General features: G+C 56.1%; 16 protein-coding genes and 1 pseudogene. 5 read left to right on the top strand and 12 right to left on the bottom strand.

Annotation, left to right across the window (positions count from 1 at the left end):
- Window positions 1-2: 2 nt before the first annotated feature.
- The 10 genes from fliO to fliF all read right to left on the bottom strand — a co-directional run bounded on the left by fliO (window position 3) and on the right by fliF (window position 8,921).
- On the bottom strand, window positions 3-395 hold the full coding sequence (gene fliO, locus LAC65_RS09400; RefSeq protein ID WP_039385149.1) for a flagellar biosynthetic protein FliO: 393 nt from the start codon (window positions 393-395) through the stop codon (window positions 3-5).
- A 2-nt stretch (window positions 396-397) separates the two neighbouring features.
- Entirely contained in the window at window positions 398-808 is a 411-nt protein-coding gene (fliN, locus tag LAC65_RS09395) for a flagellar motor switch protein FliN (protein ID WP_039385146.1), read from the bottom strand.
- A complete protein-coding gene (fliM, locus tag LAC65_RS09390; protein WP_039385143.1) occupies window positions 801-1,808 on the bottom strand; it encodes a flagellar motor switch protein FliM in 1,008 nt (335 codons plus the stop codon). Before fliM ends, fliN begins: the two co-directional genes overlap by 8 nt.
- A gap of 4 nt (window positions 1,809-1,812) precedes the next feature.
- Window positions 1,813-2,298 carry a flagellar basal body-associated protein FliL gene (gene fliL, locus LAC65_RS09385; RefSeq protein WP_039385141.1) on the bottom strand — a complete coding sequence of 162 codons (486 nt, stop codon included), beginning with the start codon at window positions 2,296-2,298 and terminating at the stop codon, window positions 1,813-1,815.
- Between the two features lie 129 nt (window positions 2,299-2,427).
- Entirely contained in the window at window positions 2,428-3,702 is a 1,275-nt protein-coding gene (locus LAC65_RS09380) for a flagellar hook-length control protein FliK (protein WP_039385138.1), read from the bottom strand.
- The gene (gene fliJ, locus LAC65_RS09375) at window positions 3,699-4,142 is read right to left on the bottom strand and encodes a flagellar export protein FliJ (RefSeq protein ID WP_039385135.1); all 444 of its coding nucleotides are present in this window, start codon (window positions 4,140-4,142) and stop codon (window positions 3,699-3,701) included. The genes LAC65_RS09380 and fliJ overlap by 4 nt, the downstream gene beginning before the upstream one ends.
- 25 nt (window positions 4,143-4,167) lie before the next feature.
- Entirely contained in the window at window positions 4,168-5,523 is a 1,356-nt protein-coding gene (gene fliI, locus LAC65_RS09370) for a flagellar protein export ATPase FliI (protein ID WP_039385131.1), read from the bottom strand.
- A complete protein-coding gene (gene fliH, locus LAC65_RS09365; RefSeq protein WP_039385128.1) occupies window positions 5,523-6,227 on the bottom strand; it encodes a flagellar assembly protein FliH in 705 nt (234 codons plus the stop codon). Before fliH ends, fliI begins: the two co-directional genes overlap by 1 nt.
- Window positions 6,220-7,212, bottom strand: coding sequence for a flagellar motor switch protein FliG (fliG, locus tag LAC65_RS09360; protein WP_039385125.1), 993 nt, complete (start codon window positions 7,210-7,212; stop codon window positions 6,220-6,222). Before fliG ends, fliH begins: the two co-directional genes overlap by 8 nt.
- Complete coding sequence (gene fliF, locus LAC65_RS09355; RefSeq protein ID WP_203025549.1) at window positions 7,209-8,921, bottom strand: flagellar basal-body MS-ring/collar protein FliF; 1,713 nt, start codon at window positions 8,919-8,921, stop codon at window positions 7,209-7,211. The genes fliG and fliF overlap by 4 nt, the downstream gene beginning before the upstream one ends.
- Before the next feature lie 338 nt (window positions 8,922-9,259).
- Here fliF and fliE point away from each other — a divergent pair, with 338 nt between their 5' ends.
- Complete coding sequence (gene fliE, locus LAC65_RS09350) at window positions 9,260-9,571, top strand: flagellar hook-basal body complex protein FliE (RefSeq protein WP_039385118.1); 312 nt, start codon at window positions 9,260-9,262, stop codon at window positions 9,569-9,571.
- A 564-nt stretch (window positions 9,572-10,135) separates the two neighbouring features.
- On the opposite strand, the gene LAC65_RS09345 is transcribed toward fliE, so the two are convergent.
- Entirely contained in the window at window positions 10,136-10,462 is a 327-nt protein-coding gene (locus LAC65_RS09345) for a four-helix bundle copper-binding protein (RefSeq protein WP_039385116.1), read from the bottom strand.
- 283 nt (window positions 10,463-10,745) lie between these two features.
- On the opposite strand from LAC65_RS09345, the gene umuD reads away from it, so the two are divergent.
- From umuD to LAC65_RS09325, 4 genes and pseudogenes are all read left to right on the top strand, one after another.
- On the top strand, window positions 10,746-11,168 hold the full coding sequence (gene umuD / locus LAC65_RS09340; RefSeq protein ID WP_039385114.1) for a translesion error-prone DNA polymerase V autoproteolytic subunit: 423 nt from the start codon (window positions 10,746-10,748) through the stop codon (window positions 11,166-11,168).
- A pseudogene (locus LAC65_RS09335) lies at window positions 11,169-11,396 on the top strand (Y-family DNA polymerase); the annotation flags it as partial.
- Between the two features lie 85 nt (window positions 11,397-11,481).
- Window positions 11,482-12,459: a tyrosine-type recombinase/integrase gene (locus LAC65_RS09330; RefSeq protein ID WP_039385107.1), complete on the top strand. Its 978-nt coding sequence runs from the start codon at window positions 11,482-11,484 to the stop codon at window positions 12,457-12,459.
- Window positions 12,459-14,585 (top strand): tyrosine-type recombinase/integrase, encoded by a 2,127-nt coding sequence (locus tag LAC65_RS09325; protein WP_180552766.1) that lies wholly within the window; start codon window positions 12,459-12,461, stop codon window positions 14,583-14,585. The genes LAC65_RS09330 and LAC65_RS09325 overlap by 1 nt, the downstream gene beginning before the upstream one ends.
- Before the next feature lie 129 nt (window positions 14,586-14,714).
- Here the strand turns inward: LAC65_RS09325 and LAC65_RS09320 are convergent, their stop codons facing one another.
- Window positions 14,715-15,014, bottom strand: a complete 300-nt coding sequence (locus LAC65_RS09320; protein ID WP_006785988.1) for a DUF305 domain-containing protein — start codon at window positions 15,012-15,014, stop codon at window positions 14,715-14,717.
- Between the last annotated feature and the right edge of the window lie 71 nt (window positions 15,015-15,085).

Raw genomic sequence — 15,085 nt, 5'->3', positions numbered from 1 at the left:
CATTAAGGTTTTCCGGGACGTTTAACCAGGTTGTGGAGGATCTGACGAAAATCCTGCGGTACAGGCTGAGCCTGCGGGTGTTCTTCAGGCGGCAGCGGCGGCAGCGAGTGCAGATGGGTGATCTGCTGCGCTGTTACCCCCAGCACCAGGCGCGCATCGGCGGTTTCAACGATCACCACCCGCTCCTGACGCCCGACCTGTACGCTGGCGCTGACTTTCAGCGCCTGTGCATTAACCGTTTTTGGCGCAAAGCCCATGCGCTTCGCCAGCCAGCCGCAGGCCAGAATCAGCAGAACAATCACCGCCAGCATAGTGCCGACCTGACTCACTACGGAGCCGGTGGAGACCACCGGCTGCGCGTGCGCTGGCTGCAGGGTTTGTGCGCTGTTTTGCATGATCAGCGGCTCAGACGACGCATGCGTTCAGAAGGCGTAATGATATCGGTGATACGCACGCCATATTTATCATTCACGACCACGACTTCACCCTGCGCAATCAGATAGCCGTTGATCAGAATATCCAGCGGTTCACCGGCGAGACCATCCAGCGACACCACAGAACCCTGCGTCAGACGCAGCAGCTCTTTGATCGTCATTTTGGTACGGCCCAGTTCAACGGTGAGTTTGACCGGGATATCCATGATCAGATCGATATCCTGCATGGCACCGCTGGCGCCAGCACTCTCAAACGCTTTAAACACGTTTTCACTGGCGGCCGGTGCGCTGCCGCTGCTGGTCTGCTCGTTCATTGCTTCAGCCCACAGATCGTCCGCGGAGATATCGTCGGACGGGTTTTTGCTGTCACTCATTGGGCTGTTCCTCATTCAGCGAATTCAAAATCGGGTTAATCAGATGTTCAACGCGCAGCGCATACTGGCCATTCAGCATGCCGTACTGGCTGGTCAGCACCGGAACGCCATCCACATGGGCAATGATGCGATCCGGCTTTTCAATTGGCAGTACATCGCCGGGTTTAAGCTGCAAAATGCGCGACAGGCGCATTGAGGTTTCGGCAAAATGTGCAATCAGCTCCAGCTCAGAGTGCTGCACCTGCTTCACCAGATTATCGCGCCAGTGCGTATCCTCCTGGCGGGAGTTCTCCAGCGGTGGATTGACCAGCAGCTCGCGCAGCGGCTCAATCATGGAAAACGGAATACAGATGTTAAACTCACCGACCAGGTTGCCAATCTCCACCTGAAAAGGGGTGTTAACGACAATATCGTTAGGTGAGGTGGTGATGTTGGTAAACTTCACCTGCATCTCTGAACGGACATACTCCACTTCCAGCGGGTAGATCGCTTTCCACGCGTCGCTGTAGCCATCCAGCGCCAGCTTCAGCATGCGGCGGATCACGCGCTGTTCAGTATGGGTAAACTCGCGCCCCTCAACTTTGGTCGGAAAGCGCCCGTCGCCACCAAACAGGTTATCCACGGCGATAAACACCAGGCTTGGCGAGAACACGACCAGCGCCGTGCCGCGCAGCGGCTGCAGATGGATCAGGTTCAGGTTGGTTGGCACCGGCAGATTGCGGGCAAACTCGTGGTAGGGCTGAATTTTTATCGCCCCTACGCTGATATCCGGGCTGCGGCGCAGCAGGTTAAACAGCGCCATACGAAAATGGCGCGCAAAACGTTCATTGATGATCTCCAGCGCCTGCAGCCGCTCACGTACCACACGACGCTGGGTATTGGGGTCGTAAGGGCGAATGTCGCCATCGCTCCCGGTGGAAATTTTCTCTACTTCCGCGCTGTCACTGTCGCCGTTAAGCAGCGCGTCAATTTCAGCCTGGGAGAGAATGCTATCGCCCATTAAATCACCTCAAAATGAAGGCGGTAAACAGCACATCACTGACCACCTGTGCAGGTTGTCCGGTTACCAGCGGCGGCGCCATCACCTGTTTAATCTGTCCGACCAGGGCCTGTTTGCCCTGTTCGGTTGCCAGCTGCGCCGCGTTCTGACGCGACAGCAGCAGCAGCAGACGGCTGCGCACTTCCGGCAGGTAATCGTTCAACCGGCGACGGGTATCCTCATCCGGCAGACGCAGGGTAAAGCCTACGTACAGCACGCGATCGGGATCGTTGTCAGGATTGACCAGGTTAACCGTAAACGTATCCATTGCAAAAAAGACGGGGGCGGGCGGTGGCTCAACTTTCGCGGCTTCCGGTTTGTCACCCTCGTGTTTATTCATCATTCGCCAGACTGCATAGCCTGCTACGCTGCAAGCGGCCAGCGTTACAATCAGTAACACCGGAATCAGTAATGAACGTTTGCGGCCTTTTGCTTTCGCGTTATCAGACATGTTTGCAGTACTTCCTGTGAATTATGGGCAAGCCTCTCGGCTTGCCTGAACAGATTATCCCGCGTCTTAAGTCAAACAATGGGAAGAAAAGACGCGGGTTTTACGCTTACCTTCAGCGTTTAGCTGCTGTCAGGCAAAAATATCGACGCCACCGCTGCCGGCGGCGCGCGCCTGCAGGGCCGCCGGAACGGCCACAGGCGTTATCTCACTGTCACTCTCCAGCGCCTGAGTAAAGCGGCCATACTGACCATCGCGCTGATTCTCCTGCTGTCCGGCGTGCTGCTGCTGGCTCTGGGCAAATGCGTCGCTGCTCACCTGGCTCTGGCCCAGGTTGATGCCGCTCTCCGCCAGGGCACTGCGCAGCTGCGGCAGGGCAGCTTCCAGCGCCGCCCTGACATGGCTGTGGCCTGAGACCAGCGTCAGCTGCGCCTGGTCCTTATCCATGGTGAGGCTGATCTGCAGCGCGCCTAAATCCTCCGGATGCAGCCGCAGTTCAGCATTCTGCTGCCCGTTGCGGCTGAACATTACAATCTGCTGCCCCAGCGCCTGCTGCCACTCCTGACTGCCAAGCTGCGCATTCAGCATCGGCGTTGACGGGGTGCCCTGCAGGCTGGCGCTGGCGGTATTAACCGGCGCGCTGCTGCTGAACATAGCGCTGAGATGGGCTGCTGGCTGTTCCTGCCCGACTGACAGCGCCTGCCGCTCATCGCTTTTACTGAGTCCCCCCAGCATCTGCCGGAAACTCTCATCCAGCGTCAGTGCAGCGCTGCTGGCGGGCGCCGTGCTGCCGTGGCTGCCGGCGGCCAGGCCATCAGCGCGCGCGGTAAGCGCTGACGTATCCTGACTGCGGGTGTGTGGTGTCGCCGCCTCTGCCTGCTCAGTTGCCGGTGCGCTGCCCGTCAGCAGCGCACCGCTCAGCGCTGCGTTCAGCGGCGTGCCTGCGGCTGCATCAGTTGCTGCCTGTGGCGGCGTGCCCGAAGCCAGCGGCGGCCGGTTTTCCACCATCGCCGGCAGCATGGCAAACAGCGCCTGCACATTCTGTAAGTCGCTGGCGCTTAACGGCGTTACGGCATGTTCATCACTATCATCGGCGGATTTAAGCCCGGCTTTAGATCCCGCCGGCTGGAAAAGTGCATTTAAAGCGTCTGGTTTGTCCAGTGCCTGCAGCAGGTTACTCAGTGACGCTTTATCGTCATTACCGGCAACGTCGCCTGCGTCACGGGTTTCACCCGGCTGCAGTTTTCCCTGCTGTTTAGCCAGCGCCAGCAGCTGATTTCCCAGCTCGGTGATAAAGTGGGACGGCAGGCCGTCACCCATTGCCTGGCTCTCTGGCGCTGCATCAGTTGCGGCAGCTGTTTTAGCGACTTTTGCAGTATGCGTAAGCAGGGCTTGCAGCGTAGTCATTCGCTTTTCCTCAGTGCGGCCCGTTGGGCAAATTCATCCATTCGTTTCTGATCGAGACGGTTTTCCTGACGCAATGCACTCTCCTCAGCGCGGGTAATCAGCATCTGATAGGCATTGAGTTTCTTGTGCTTTTCCCGCCAGCTGCCCAGCGCCTGTTCAGTACGCTGATCCCACTGGCTCAGCTGCTGGCGATGCTGGTCAATCGCTTTTTCCAGCGTCTGGATAAACTGGTGATAGTTACTCCAGCGCATGCTGGTAATACCGCCGGACATATCCTGATTGAGCTTGTTGCGATACTCATCCAGATAGTCCAGCAGCATGCTGAGCTGCTCATTGGCCTGCTGCTGGCCGCGCCGCATGTTGCCCAGATGGAGCACAGCGTCATCCAGATCCTGTTCTGCCAGGTCGCGCAGGGTGTCAATTGCACTGGCGGTTTTCATCGGCTAGCCTCGTCTGATAACCACGTTAACCAAACAGCGTCTGCAGGTGCAGGCAGGCGTCATCGTATTCACTGCGTTCAAAAATTCCCTGATGCAGAAACGCTTCCATCTGCGGATAGAGCGTAATGGCCCGATCCAGCATCGGATCGCTGCCGGCGGCATAGGCGCCGACGCTCACCAGATCGCGGTTACGCTGATAGCTTGACAGCAGCTGCTTAAACTGCCGCACCCGGGCGTAATGCGTTTCATCAATCAGCGACGTCATTACGCGACTGATTGACGCTTCGATATCGATTGCCGGGTAGTGGCCCGCTTCCGCCAGCCGGCGCGACAGAACGATGTGGCCGTCCAGAATGGCGCGCGCGGAGTCAGCGATCGGATCCTGCTGGTCGTCACCCTCGGTCAGTACGGTGTAAAACGCCGTGATTGAACCGCCGCCGTCGATGCCATTACCCGCCCGTTCCACCAGCGCCGGCAGCTTGGCGAATACGGAAGGGGGATAACCTTTGGTTGCCGGTGGCTCACCAATGGCCAGCGCAATTTCACGCTGCGCCATCGCATAGCGCGTCAGCGAGTCCATGATCAGCAGCACGTGCTGACCGCGATCGCGGAAATCTTCCGCAATGCGCGTGGCGTAGGCGGCACCCTGCATGCGCAGCAGCGGAGAGACATCGGCCGGCGCGGCGATCACCACCGAGCGGGCGCGGCCTTCGGCACCCAGAATGTTTTCGATAAACTCTTTAACTTCGCGGCCGCGCTCGCCAATCAGGCCAACCACAATGACATCGGCTTTGGTATAGCGCGCCATCATGCCGAGCAGCACCGATTTGCCCACGCCGGAACCGGCAAACAGGCCCATACGCTGACCGCGTCCCACCGTCAGCAGGGCGTTAATGGCACGCACCCCGGTGTCGAGCACGTCATGAATAGGCGTGCGCTGCAGCGGGTTAAAGTGCGGGGTGATCAGCGGTGCGCGATAGCCGGTTTCCGGTGCGGGCAGTCCATCCAGCGGCTTGCCGCTGCCGTCCAGCACGCGACCCAGCAGCTCCGGTCCCAGCAGCAGCTGTTTGCCGCTGTGATCGCCGTTCATTCGCGCATAGACGCGAGCGCCGGGTAAAATGCCGTCAACTTCTTCCAGCGGCATCAGAAACAGCTTTTGTCCGTTAAAACCCACCACTTCACTCTCTACTTCAGTGATATGGCCATTATCATGGCGTTCGATAATGCAGGTTGCGCCCAGCGGCAGCTGCAGCCCGGTCGCTTCCAGCACCAGGCCGGTGGCCCGCGTCAGGCGCCCATAGCGCCGTACGGACTGCACCTGGCTGATACGCTGTTCAAAAGAGTCGAGTGCGCCAAGCCAGCGCGACAGGCGAGACGTCATCAGAGTGCTCCCGGTGCCGCCAGGCGGCACAGCTCCTGCCAGCGGGTGGCCACGCTGGCGTCGAGATCGCCATCCTCAGCGCTGAGCTTGCAGCCGCCGGGGTGCAGCGTGCTGTCAGCCAGCAGCCGCCAGCCATGCAGATCCAGCGTGGGGCCGAGCGTCTGCTCCACGCGCTGCAGATCGTCCGGATGCACGCGCAGCTGCGGTTTGCCGCTGAACATCGGCTCCTGCTGGATCAGCTGCTGGATTTGCCGCAGCAGGGCGCTGCCATCCACCTGCGTCGCCTGACCGATAACGGTACGGGCGGCCTCGAGCGCCAGCTGCATCAGCCGTGAGGCGATGACGCTATCCAGCGCTTCCAGCGTATGGTGGAACTCCGTCACCAGCTGCTGCATGCGCGCCTGCAGCGGCGCCTGCTGCTGCTGTGCGTCAGCCAGACCCTGCTGAAAGCCGGCGTCGTAGCCATTCTGCTGCGCTTCCGCAAATCCTTTCTGATAGCCTTCGCTGTAGCCCTGCGTCTGCGCATCTTTGCGCATCTGCTGCTGCATCCGCTCCAGCTGCTGCCGCTGCTCATCCTCTTCGCTGAACGCCACGGCGTCAGCGTCATGTTCAGCAGGCGGCAGGTCGGGCACGCTGCTCAGCGGCGCAGCCAGATCGTCAGGCAGCCAGCGCTGCCACGGGCGGGCAGAAAATGCATCAGACATAGGTTTCCTCGCCGGCACCGATGACCATTTCGCCCGCTTCTGCCAGACGGCGCACTACCAGCAGAATCGCTTTCTGTTCGTTCTCTACCGCAGACATACGTACCGGACCGCGGTTGGCCAGGTCGTCGCGCAGAATATCGGCTGCACGCGCAGACATGTTCTTGAGGAACTTCTCGCGCAGCGGCTGCTCGGAACCTTTCAGCGCAATCAGCAGCTGCTCGGACTCCACTTCCTGCAGCAGACGCTGGATGCTGCGGTCGTCCACTTCCACCAGGTTCTCGAACAGGAACATCTCGTCGATGATTTTCTGCGCCAGCTCGCCGTCGAAGTCGCGTACGGCTTCGATGACCGCCTCTTCCTGCTGCGTTTTCATCAGGTTGATAATCTCGGCCGCGGTTCTCACGCCGCCCATCTTCGCGCGCTTGAGGTTGGTGCCATCCAGCAGGCTGTTCAGCACTTCGGTCAGCTCCGCCAGCGCCGCTGGCTGAACGCCGCCAAAGGTGGCGATGCGCAGCATCACATCGTGACGCAGGCGTTCATCAAACAGCGCCAGAATATCGGCCGCCTGACCACGCTTCAGGTGCACCAGGATAGTGGCGATAATCTGCGGATGTTCGTCGCGGATAAGATCGGCGGCCGCCTGCGGCTCCATAAAGTTGAGCGTTTCCATGCCGCTGGTGGTTTCGCGCGTTTCCAGAATATCTTCCAGCAGGCTGGAGGCACGCTCCTCGCCCAGCGCCTTGACCAGTACCGAACGCAGGTAATCGTTGGAGTTCAGGCTCAGCGCCGCAAACTGCTCAGCGTCGGCCTCGAATTCGCGCAGGACTTCCGTCAGCTGCTTGTGCGATATCTGCTTCATATTGGCCATCGCCGCGCTGAGGTGCTGCACTTCGCGCTGGTTCAGGTGTTTGAACACTTCAGCTGCGCGCTCTTCACCGATAGTCATCATCAGGATGGCGCTTTTTTCTGTACCGGTCAGACTCATAGTTCGTTACTCATCCATTCACGGATAACCAGCGCCACGACGCGCGGATCGTTTTCAGACATATCGCGGATGCGCTGACTCATCACTTCGGCACTCATGCGGTTAGAAGACTTCCGCTCCTGATCCAGCTCATCTTTATTAATCTGCACGCTGTAAGCGGCTTGCTCTTCCTGCGCAGCGGCGCGGGCGGCAACGGCTTCTGCAGCGGCCTGTTCCACTTCGCGTTTGCGCAGCAGCTGCGGACGCACCAGCTTGCGGTAGAGGATGAATGCGACCAGCGCCACCAGCAGCCAGCGACCGGCACTCATTAGCTGATCGAAGAACGACTGCTGCTGCCAGAACGGCAGATCGCCACCCGCAGGCTCGGTGGTATTGAAGACCGAGTTCACCACATTGATGCTGTCGCCGCGCGTCTGTGAATAGCCCATCGCTTCGCGGGTTAAATCTTCAATCTGTTTGATCTGCTGATCGTTCAGCGCGACCGCTTTGCCTTTACCGTCATCGCGGTAGTTCACGACCACGGCGACCGACAGACGCTGCACGTCGCCAACGTTGAGTTTGGTGTGGCGGATTGAGCGATCGAGCTCATAGTTCACCGTATCATTACGGCTGGAGCTGCTCGGGCCACTGCTCTGGCCAGCGCTGCTGGTAGTGGTACCGGCATTCTGCGCCGCATTGTTCTGGGCATTAGCCGCATTCTGCTGCGGTGGATTCGTCACCGGTGCGTTGTTAGCGGGCGCCGGCTGATTAGAGAGCGCACCAGGCACGCCACCCGGATAGGCGCTGCCGTTCTGATCGCTGGTGCTGGTCTGACGCGAGCGCACCGCCGAGTTGTTCGGATTGGCGTTTGGCTGATACTTCTCATCCGTCTGTTCGCTGCGGTCGAAGTTAATCTGCGCGGTAACCTGTGCATGGACGTTACCCTGGCCGACAATCGGATTCAGGATCGCTTCAATACGCTGCTGATAACGCGCTTCAACCTCAGCGGCATATTTCAGCTGGGCGTCGTTGAGATCGCGTCCTTCGCTGTCGGAGCGGGTCAGCAGACGACCGGTCTGATCGACCACGGTGACGTTGCCTGGCGGCAGGCCCGCGACGCTGCTGGAGACCATATGCTGAATCGCCTGGATCTGACCTTCATCCAGTGCCCGGCCTGGCTGCAGCGTCAGCGTCACTGAAGCCGACGGCGCTTTCTGTTCGCGGACGAAGAGGGTAGGTTTCGGCATCGCCAGATGCACGCGCACGCCCTTGACCGGACCCAGTGTTTCGATAGTGCGTGCCAGCTCACCTTCCAGCGCACGCTGGTAGTTGATCTGCTCGCTGAACTGGCTGATACCGAACTTCTCTTTATCCATCAGCTCAAAACCTACCGATCCACCTTTTGGCAGACCCTGCTGCGCGAGGCGCAGGCGCAGTTCATGCACTTTATCGGCCGGCACCATCAGGGCACCGCCGTTTTCGGCGAACTGGTAGGGGATGTTCATCTGCGTCAGCTGGGTGACAATGGCGCCACCATCTTCATCAGAGAGGTTGTTATAGAGCACGCGGTAGTCGGGCGCTTTGGCCCAGAGCACCAGCGCCAGCACAACCGCAATGGCTGCGGCCGCGGCGATGATTAAGGGAATTCGCGGATTAGCGCGCAGGCGGGCGAAAAGGTCTGACATGCCTTTCTTTGCTGATTCCTGTGTAGCGGCTGCACTCGCATTCATGACCGATTCCTGCCTGACATAATTGACCGGGTAAGTTGTGGTAACAAAACAGACTCCCTGATACGTCTACCCGGTATTTGCGCTGCTGGCCTGCAGAGTGCCGGCGGTAGCTGACGGAGTGAGCTCCCCGCACGGGCGTTCCCCTTCGGACCGCGGCGCAAAAACTTTAGGGTAAAAATGAAATTCCAATCTTATGGCAGGCATTATTGATGAATCGCATCACTTCGATGGCTGAATAAGCCGGGGTTTTAGGGGCTATTTAGCGCCTTTGTCCTATTGACACTGTGCTAACTTTGCAGGCGTAAAAAATTCACTCCCTTTTTCTGCGAGGTATAAAGATGTCAATTCAGGCAATAGATGGCGTACTGCAGCAGCTGCAGATGACCTCACTGCAGGCGGCCGGCAAGGATACTCACTCTTCCAGCCAGCTCGATTTTGGTGCCACCATGAAAGCGGCGCTCGATAAGATCAGTGAAACCCAGACTACCGCCCGCGCGCAGGCGCAGGATTTTGAGCTCGGTAAACCTGGCGTGCAGCTCAACGACGTCATGGTTGATCTGCAGAAGTCCTCTATCTCTATGCAGATGGGCATCCAGGTACGCAACAAGCTGGTGAGTGCGTACAGCGATATTATGAATATGCAGGTTTAGTCAGGTTAACTATATAATTTAAATGTGGTTATTTGTTGCATGGTTCTAAGGTAGGACAAGGATGGGACATACCCGGGCTTCAGCTTTCTACCGAGTTGCAGCTTATGCTCCTGAATATATCAGGCGTGATTAAAAATTGAATAGGATAGCAAATTACGTCAGATCTACAGGGGGCAATAAAGAGCGGCGCAGTGAAGCGAGAAAATGTTATTCACACTGTCAGTCTGGGACAGAAAGATGACGAGGATGATTATATTAACGTTTTAATGTCCTGCACGGCACGCGGTTAAGAGCAGATAACTGATTCAGTTTTACCGAAGATGCCAAATACAAAAAAGCCCGGTTAAATATCTGCAATATTTGCCGGCTAAAAGCTCTTTCATCAAAAATGAACGAATCTACATTAGAGAATCACTTATAAAGGGTAGCGCACAGAATACCGGCCATCAGTCAGCAAAGGCCGCTGCTGACTAACTTGTCTGATAGCGTGAGAGTTGCTGAATAATGTTGTTGTGGTGAGGCGCGCCCAAAACCCGCCGGTAAGCGGGTTTTCAGGCTTTGCGATTACGCGGCCATCTGACGGCACAGCTCTGCACAGTGATGACACGCTTTTGCGCATGCCTGGCAGTGATCGTGCTGATGCTGGCCGCACTCATCGCCGCATTTCTGGCAGATCTCTGCACAAAGCTGGCAGAGCGCGGGTGCAAATTCGCTCTTCAGCGTCATAAATTGTGCCGCGAGACGACAGATATTCGCGCACTGCATATCCATGCGGATGCACTCGCGCATCATCTCCAGATTTTCCTCTTCAAGGCATGAAGCGGCACAGTTATCGCAGGCGGCTGCACACAGGTAGCAGGCTTCAATGCACTGTTTGTATTGATCCGGCATATCTTCTCCTTAGTCATCAGGGTTACCTGTTAAGCCTGGAAAAAATATCCGATTATGCAAATTGTGAATACGTTAATAATTTTTTCAGCACTGCGCTTATTTTATGATTCTGCCTGCGCGCCAGATAGCCAGCTGCGTGAACATTCATCGATTAACGCCTGTAATTCACTCAATTTGTCTTATCCGCTCAGGCTTTACAAAAACATCAGGCGTATTTGCTTGATCGTTTACGGGATCTGCTATTACTGTATTTATATACAGTAATCATTTTGAGACCATGGATATGGAGCTTTTACACCCGGCGGACATCCGCGCCATCCTTGAATTACCGCTTTACGTCAGCCGCGTTCCGTGCGGTTTTCCTTCACCGGCTCAGGATTACGTTGAGCAGCGAATCGACCTGAACCGGCTGCTGGTGCAGCATCCCAGCGCGACATATTTCATTAAGGTCAGCGGTGACTCAATGATTGAAGGGGGCATCAACGACGGCGATATGCTGGTGGTAGACAGCTCAATCAAAGCCGGACACGGTGATGTGGTAGTCGCTTCGGTCTGTGGCGAATTTACGGTTAAGCAGCTTATGCTGCGCCCGTTCCTGCATCTCAGACCCATGAATGCGGCGCACGCGATTATTGCAATTGAGGACGCCGATCAGTTTGAGATTTTTGGTGTGGTCAGACACGCTATCAAGACGATAGGCACATAGATGTTTGCGTTGGTGGACGTTAACGCGTTCTATGCGTCGTGTGAAAAGATATTCCGGCCAGATTTGAAAGGCGAGCCGGTTGTGGTGCTGAGTAACAACGATGGTTGCGTGATCGCCCGGTCGGCTGAGGCCAGAAAGCTTGGCATCAAAATGGGCGCGCCCTATTTTAAAATGAAAGATGAACTGACGCGGCACAATGTGCGGGTGTTCAGCTCGAACTATGCGCTCTAGTAAGTTAAATGGAATGCAACATCTTCGGTATAAACTTTAATCAGTTGTTATGAACTGAAAGGGGAAGGCCGTGAACACTTCCATGCATTCCGCATCTGCTCTTCTGCTGACTGAGCAGTGGCTTACAATTCTTTCGAATTTAGGAAGAGCCAGCGCAACTATTAAAGCCTATCGAAGTGCCCTGACGCATTTTTTTGCCTTCTGTGAAATACACGACATTGCTCCTGAAAGAGCTTCCTTTGAAGACATTGCAGGATATATCCGACCTCAGCTCCCTGATATGCCGTCGTCCGTTGCAAGCGCCACGCTCCAGTTGCGCCTTTCAGCTCTTCGTCTCTGGTATGACTTTCTGGTTTATCAGGATATTTGCAGTCTCAACCCGTTACCCCGTTCGGGTTTGCCTGGTGCCATTTATACCGGACGCGGCCTGATCCCACGTATCAACCGACTCCCCGTTATTCCCGATGACGGGGAGTGGCTCAGGTTCCTGAAACACGTTTCTGCAGCGCCTCTGCGTGACCGACTGATGCTTGCTCTGGCTTATTATGGGGCGCTCCGACGTACTGAAGTGACGGCTCTGAGGCTTGAGGACATTGACCTGGCTCATCGCCTGATACGCATCCGGGCAGAAACGACGAAAAACAGACGGGAAAGAATGGTCTGCTATAGCGCCGACGTTGCGCCGGTACTGGCAAACCATTTCCAACAGCTACGGCTGGAAGGCTGGTCAGGCGGTGCTTTGTTCCGTTCCGTCTCTGACCGTAATTACGGCGCTCCTCTCTCTTTCTGGAGCTGGAGTAAAACCGTACGGAAATGGGCGGCAGAGACTGATCAGCCAGACATCACCACGCATACTTTTCGTCACCTCCGGCTGACGCATCTGGCACGGGCCGGATGGAAACTGCATGAACTGGCTACTTATGCAGGGCACAGGGACCCACGTACAACACAAATTTATATTCATCTGTCGGGAACGGATATGGCTGCCCGCATGGCTGCTGCCGTCGCTGAAACCGACCGTAAGATTGCAGGGCTTATCTTTCAGGCGGGAGCCGTGTGATGAAAGCAGAAACAGGAATTCATAAAATTTATGTCCCCTTCAGGCGTTCAGATTATCAGCTGAATAATGTGTTAAGCATTGAAGAGCTTGAGGCATTAAGCACAGGGCACAAACGTATCTCTGCTTTGAGCAAGCAAGGTCCGCTGTCATCTTTACTGCGGCCACTTCAGGATATTGCCGCCCGCAGCGGTACGAGTGACAGACTCGTCAGGATTATCATTCCTGTCGTGCTGGCGGAAATACACCGGACAAGGAAACCCTGCTGGCTGTGGGATTCGGAAAAGTGGCTGACGTTGTGCCTGCAGCACCGTTCCGGCAGGCCCCTTATTGCGGCATTTGCCTTCCATCTTGGCCCGTTTCCCTCACCGTTCGACCTGCCGCATCATGGTGCTCCGTCGTTGTACGCCTGTGCCATCTATGGCCGGGACATTTTCATTCAGGAACTCAACCGGCTGACTGATACGCTTGTCTCGCTGGGATACAAACGACAGAACCAGAAAAACGCCCTGTCAGCCCTGCTGGGCATACTGATGATGATGAACAATAATCCTGAGCTTGAAAGCTTCACAACTGAACTCCTGTGGCGCGCGCAGAATTATCACGATCGGGGAATCGCACGAACAGTAGGCAGAGTTTCACATGCGCTGGCCGCAATGGGCATCCTCAAAAGTGCCGTACGTATGCGCAATTACCGTGAGTGGCACGAAAAACCCACAGAAAATATTGCCACAGAGTGGGTAACGTGGTGCCGGCGCTGGAGAGAAACGTCGGTGCTTCGGCCCCGGTCCAGAGAGAGCCAGTACAGCTTTATCCTCCGCTGCGGTCTGTGGCTCGCCCGCGAGCATCCGGAAATTCGCTCGCCGTCCGACTGGACAATGGAGATCTGCGCCAGCTTCATTGCTGCAATCGGAAGAATGAAGGTTGATGAACTTTCACTGGGTACAGAACGTGGGGTGCGCCGCTCTCCACGTTCCGGAGAGCCCATGCTGCCAAATTCCCGTGCCGGTTTCGTGTATGCCGTTCGTCGTTTTATGTTTGACTACGAACTCTGGGGATGGGGACGTCTGAAATTCAGTCCGGCCCGCCATCTCTCCACACCTGATACACCGCTCTTTCGTCAGGGCGTCAATCCGCGTGTTATTGATGATCCTGTATGGCTGAAACTGGTCTGGGCAAGCCTGAATCTGCGTCAGGAAGATTTGCTCAGTGAAATTCACTACCCCCTCTCTATGCTGCAGGCTATGGCAGTCATCTGGACGCATGCAGGGCTGCGTCAGAATGAGCTGATGCGCCTGACCGCTGGCTGCATCATTCCACAATCGGAAGATATTAACCGGGACGACGGCAGTACCATTCCTGCCGGGACTCTTTGCTATCTGAACGTGCCGGCCGGCAAGACATCTAAAGCCTTTGTTAAGCCGGTTTCTGCAGTGGTGAAAAAGTATGTCGATATCTGGCTGGCAGAACGACCAGAAGAACAGGCAGCTCTGACGGATGAACGCACCGGTGAAAAAGTCCGTTTTCTGTTTCAGTACCGGGGCAAACCGGTGGGAAGAGACATAATAAACCGCACCGTTATTCCGGTTCTCTGTGCCCGGGCAGGAGTGCCTGAGGAAGACAGCCGGGGCCCCATTACCAGCCACAGGGGACGCGCATCGGCCGTAACTGCCCTGGCCAGTGTTCCTCAGGGCATGTCTTTATACGAGCTGATGCAGTGGTCAGGACACTCTTCGCCGCAATCCACCATGCATTATATTCGAATACGCCCGACGCAGCTTGCTGCCTCTTTTGTTAAAGCTGACCGGGTAGCGCACATGATAAGCGTGCTGATTGATCATGACCCCGCAGCAACCAGCCTCACGGGACCTGCGACATATTATGATCTGGGCGACTCTTTCTGTACTAATCCCTTCTGGAGCAGTTGCCCGCACCGTATGGCATGCATCGGATGTGATTTTAATCTGCCAAAGAGAAGTGCAAGAGGACTGTTACTGGAAAGTAAGGCATCGGTAAAACATTATCTTGAAGAAGTGCCACTGACGCCCGATGAGAAAGAAGTAATAGAAGGTGATGTGGAAAAACTGAACGCCGCTCTTATGAAAACAGATATCCCACGTATTCTGTAGCAGGCCCTGACCGGAATTCACTTTATGTGTGTGAAGGACGGCGTAGTAAGGAGCTGCTACGCCGTAACGAAAGTAATAAAAAAGAGCTTATTTACTGAGCCATACTTCCATCTGCCGTATTTCTTCTTTCTAGGCGCTGATAATGCTTTCAGCCATCTTCCGCATTGCCGGTGATTTACCATAACGGAGTTCCGTTTCGGCCATGGCAATGGCTCCTTTGTGATGTTCAATCATGCTCCTGGCAAATGCCCTGTCTGCATCCGGGTCCTGTACGGCCTTTATCATTCCTTCGTGCATATTATTCATGCCGTCCATATAGGCCTCAGAAGACGGTGACATTCCGGCATGGTTTCCGTGTACTGCCTGCGCAGCCGTTGCCGGAAACACGACTGCGAGCATCAGCAATAAAATCATGTTACGCGGTTTCATACTCTCTTCCTTTATCGGAGTGCAGATTAGCGGCTATTTTCAGGTGCCTGTCTTTACCGGAAGAGCAGCCA

It is taken from the genome of Pantoea eucrina (genome assembly GCF_020079945.1).
Lineage (GTDB): Bacteria > Pseudomonadota > Gammaproteobacteria > Enterobacterales > Enterobacteriaceae > Pantoea > Pantoea eucrina.
This window is presented reverse-complemented; position numbering and strand designations above follow the sequence as displayed.

Bases quoted from the DNA above. Each gene is read 5' to 3' on its own strand.
- fliO (WP_039385149.1), bottom strand. From the start codon at position 395: ATGCAAAACAGCGCACAAACCCTGCAGCCAGCGCACGCGCAGCCGGTG.
- fliN (WP_039385146.1), bottom strand. From the start codon at position 808: ATGAGTGACAGCAAAAACCCGTCCGACGATATCTCCGCGGACGATCTG.
- fliM (WP_039385143.1), bottom strand. From the start codon at position 1,808: ATGGGCGATAGCATTCTCTCCCAGGCTGAAATTGACGCGCTGCTTAAC.
- fliL (WP_039385141.1), bottom strand. From the start codon at position 2,298: ATGTCTGATAACGCGAAAGCAAAAGGCCGCAAACGTTCATTACTGATT.
- LAC65_RS09380 (WP_039385138.1), bottom strand. From the start codon at position 3,702: ATGACTACGCTGCAAGCCCTGCTTACGCATACTGCAAAAGTCGCTAAA.
- fliJ (WP_039385135.1), bottom strand. From the start codon at position 4,142: ATGAAAACCGCCAGTGCAATTGACACCCTGCGCGACCTGGCAGAACAG.
- fliI (WP_039385131.1), bottom strand. From the start codon at position 5,523: ATGACGTCTCGCCTGTCGCGCTGGCTTGGCGCACTCGACTCTTTTGAA.
- fliH (WP_039385128.1), bottom strand. From the start codon at position 6,227: ATGTCTGATGCATTTTCTGCCCGCCCGTGGCAGCGCTGGCTGCCTGAC.
- fliG (WP_039385125.1), bottom strand. From the start codon at position 7,212: ATGAGTCTGACCGGTACAGAAAAAAGCGCCATCCTGATGATGACTATC.
- fliF (WP_203025549.1), bottom strand. From the start codon at position 8,921: ATGAATGCGAGTGCAGCCGCTACACAGGAATCAGCAAAGAAAGGCATG.
- fliE (WP_039385118.1), top strand. From the start codon at position 9,260: ATGTCAATTCAGGCAATAGATGGCGTACTGCAGCAGCTGCAGATGACC.
- LAC65_RS09345 (WP_039385116.1), bottom strand. From the start codon at position 10,462: ATGCCGGATCAATACAAACAGTGCATTGAAGCCTGCTACCTGTGTGCA.
- umuD (WP_039385114.1), top strand. From the start codon at position 10,746: ATGGAGCTTTTACACCCGGCGGACATCCGCGCCATCCTTGAATTACCG.
- LAC65_RS09330 (WP_039385107.1), top strand. From the start codon at position 11,482: ATGCATTCCGCATCTGCTCTTCTGCTGACTGAGCAGTGGCTTACAATT.
- LAC65_RS09325 (WP_180552766.1), top strand. From the start codon at position 12,459: ATGAAAGCAGAAACAGGAATTCATAAAATTTATGTCCCCTTCAGGCGT.
- LAC65_RS09320 (WP_006785988.1), bottom strand. From the start codon at position 15,014: ATGAAACCGCGTAACATGATTTTATTGCTGATGCTCGCAGTCGTGTTT.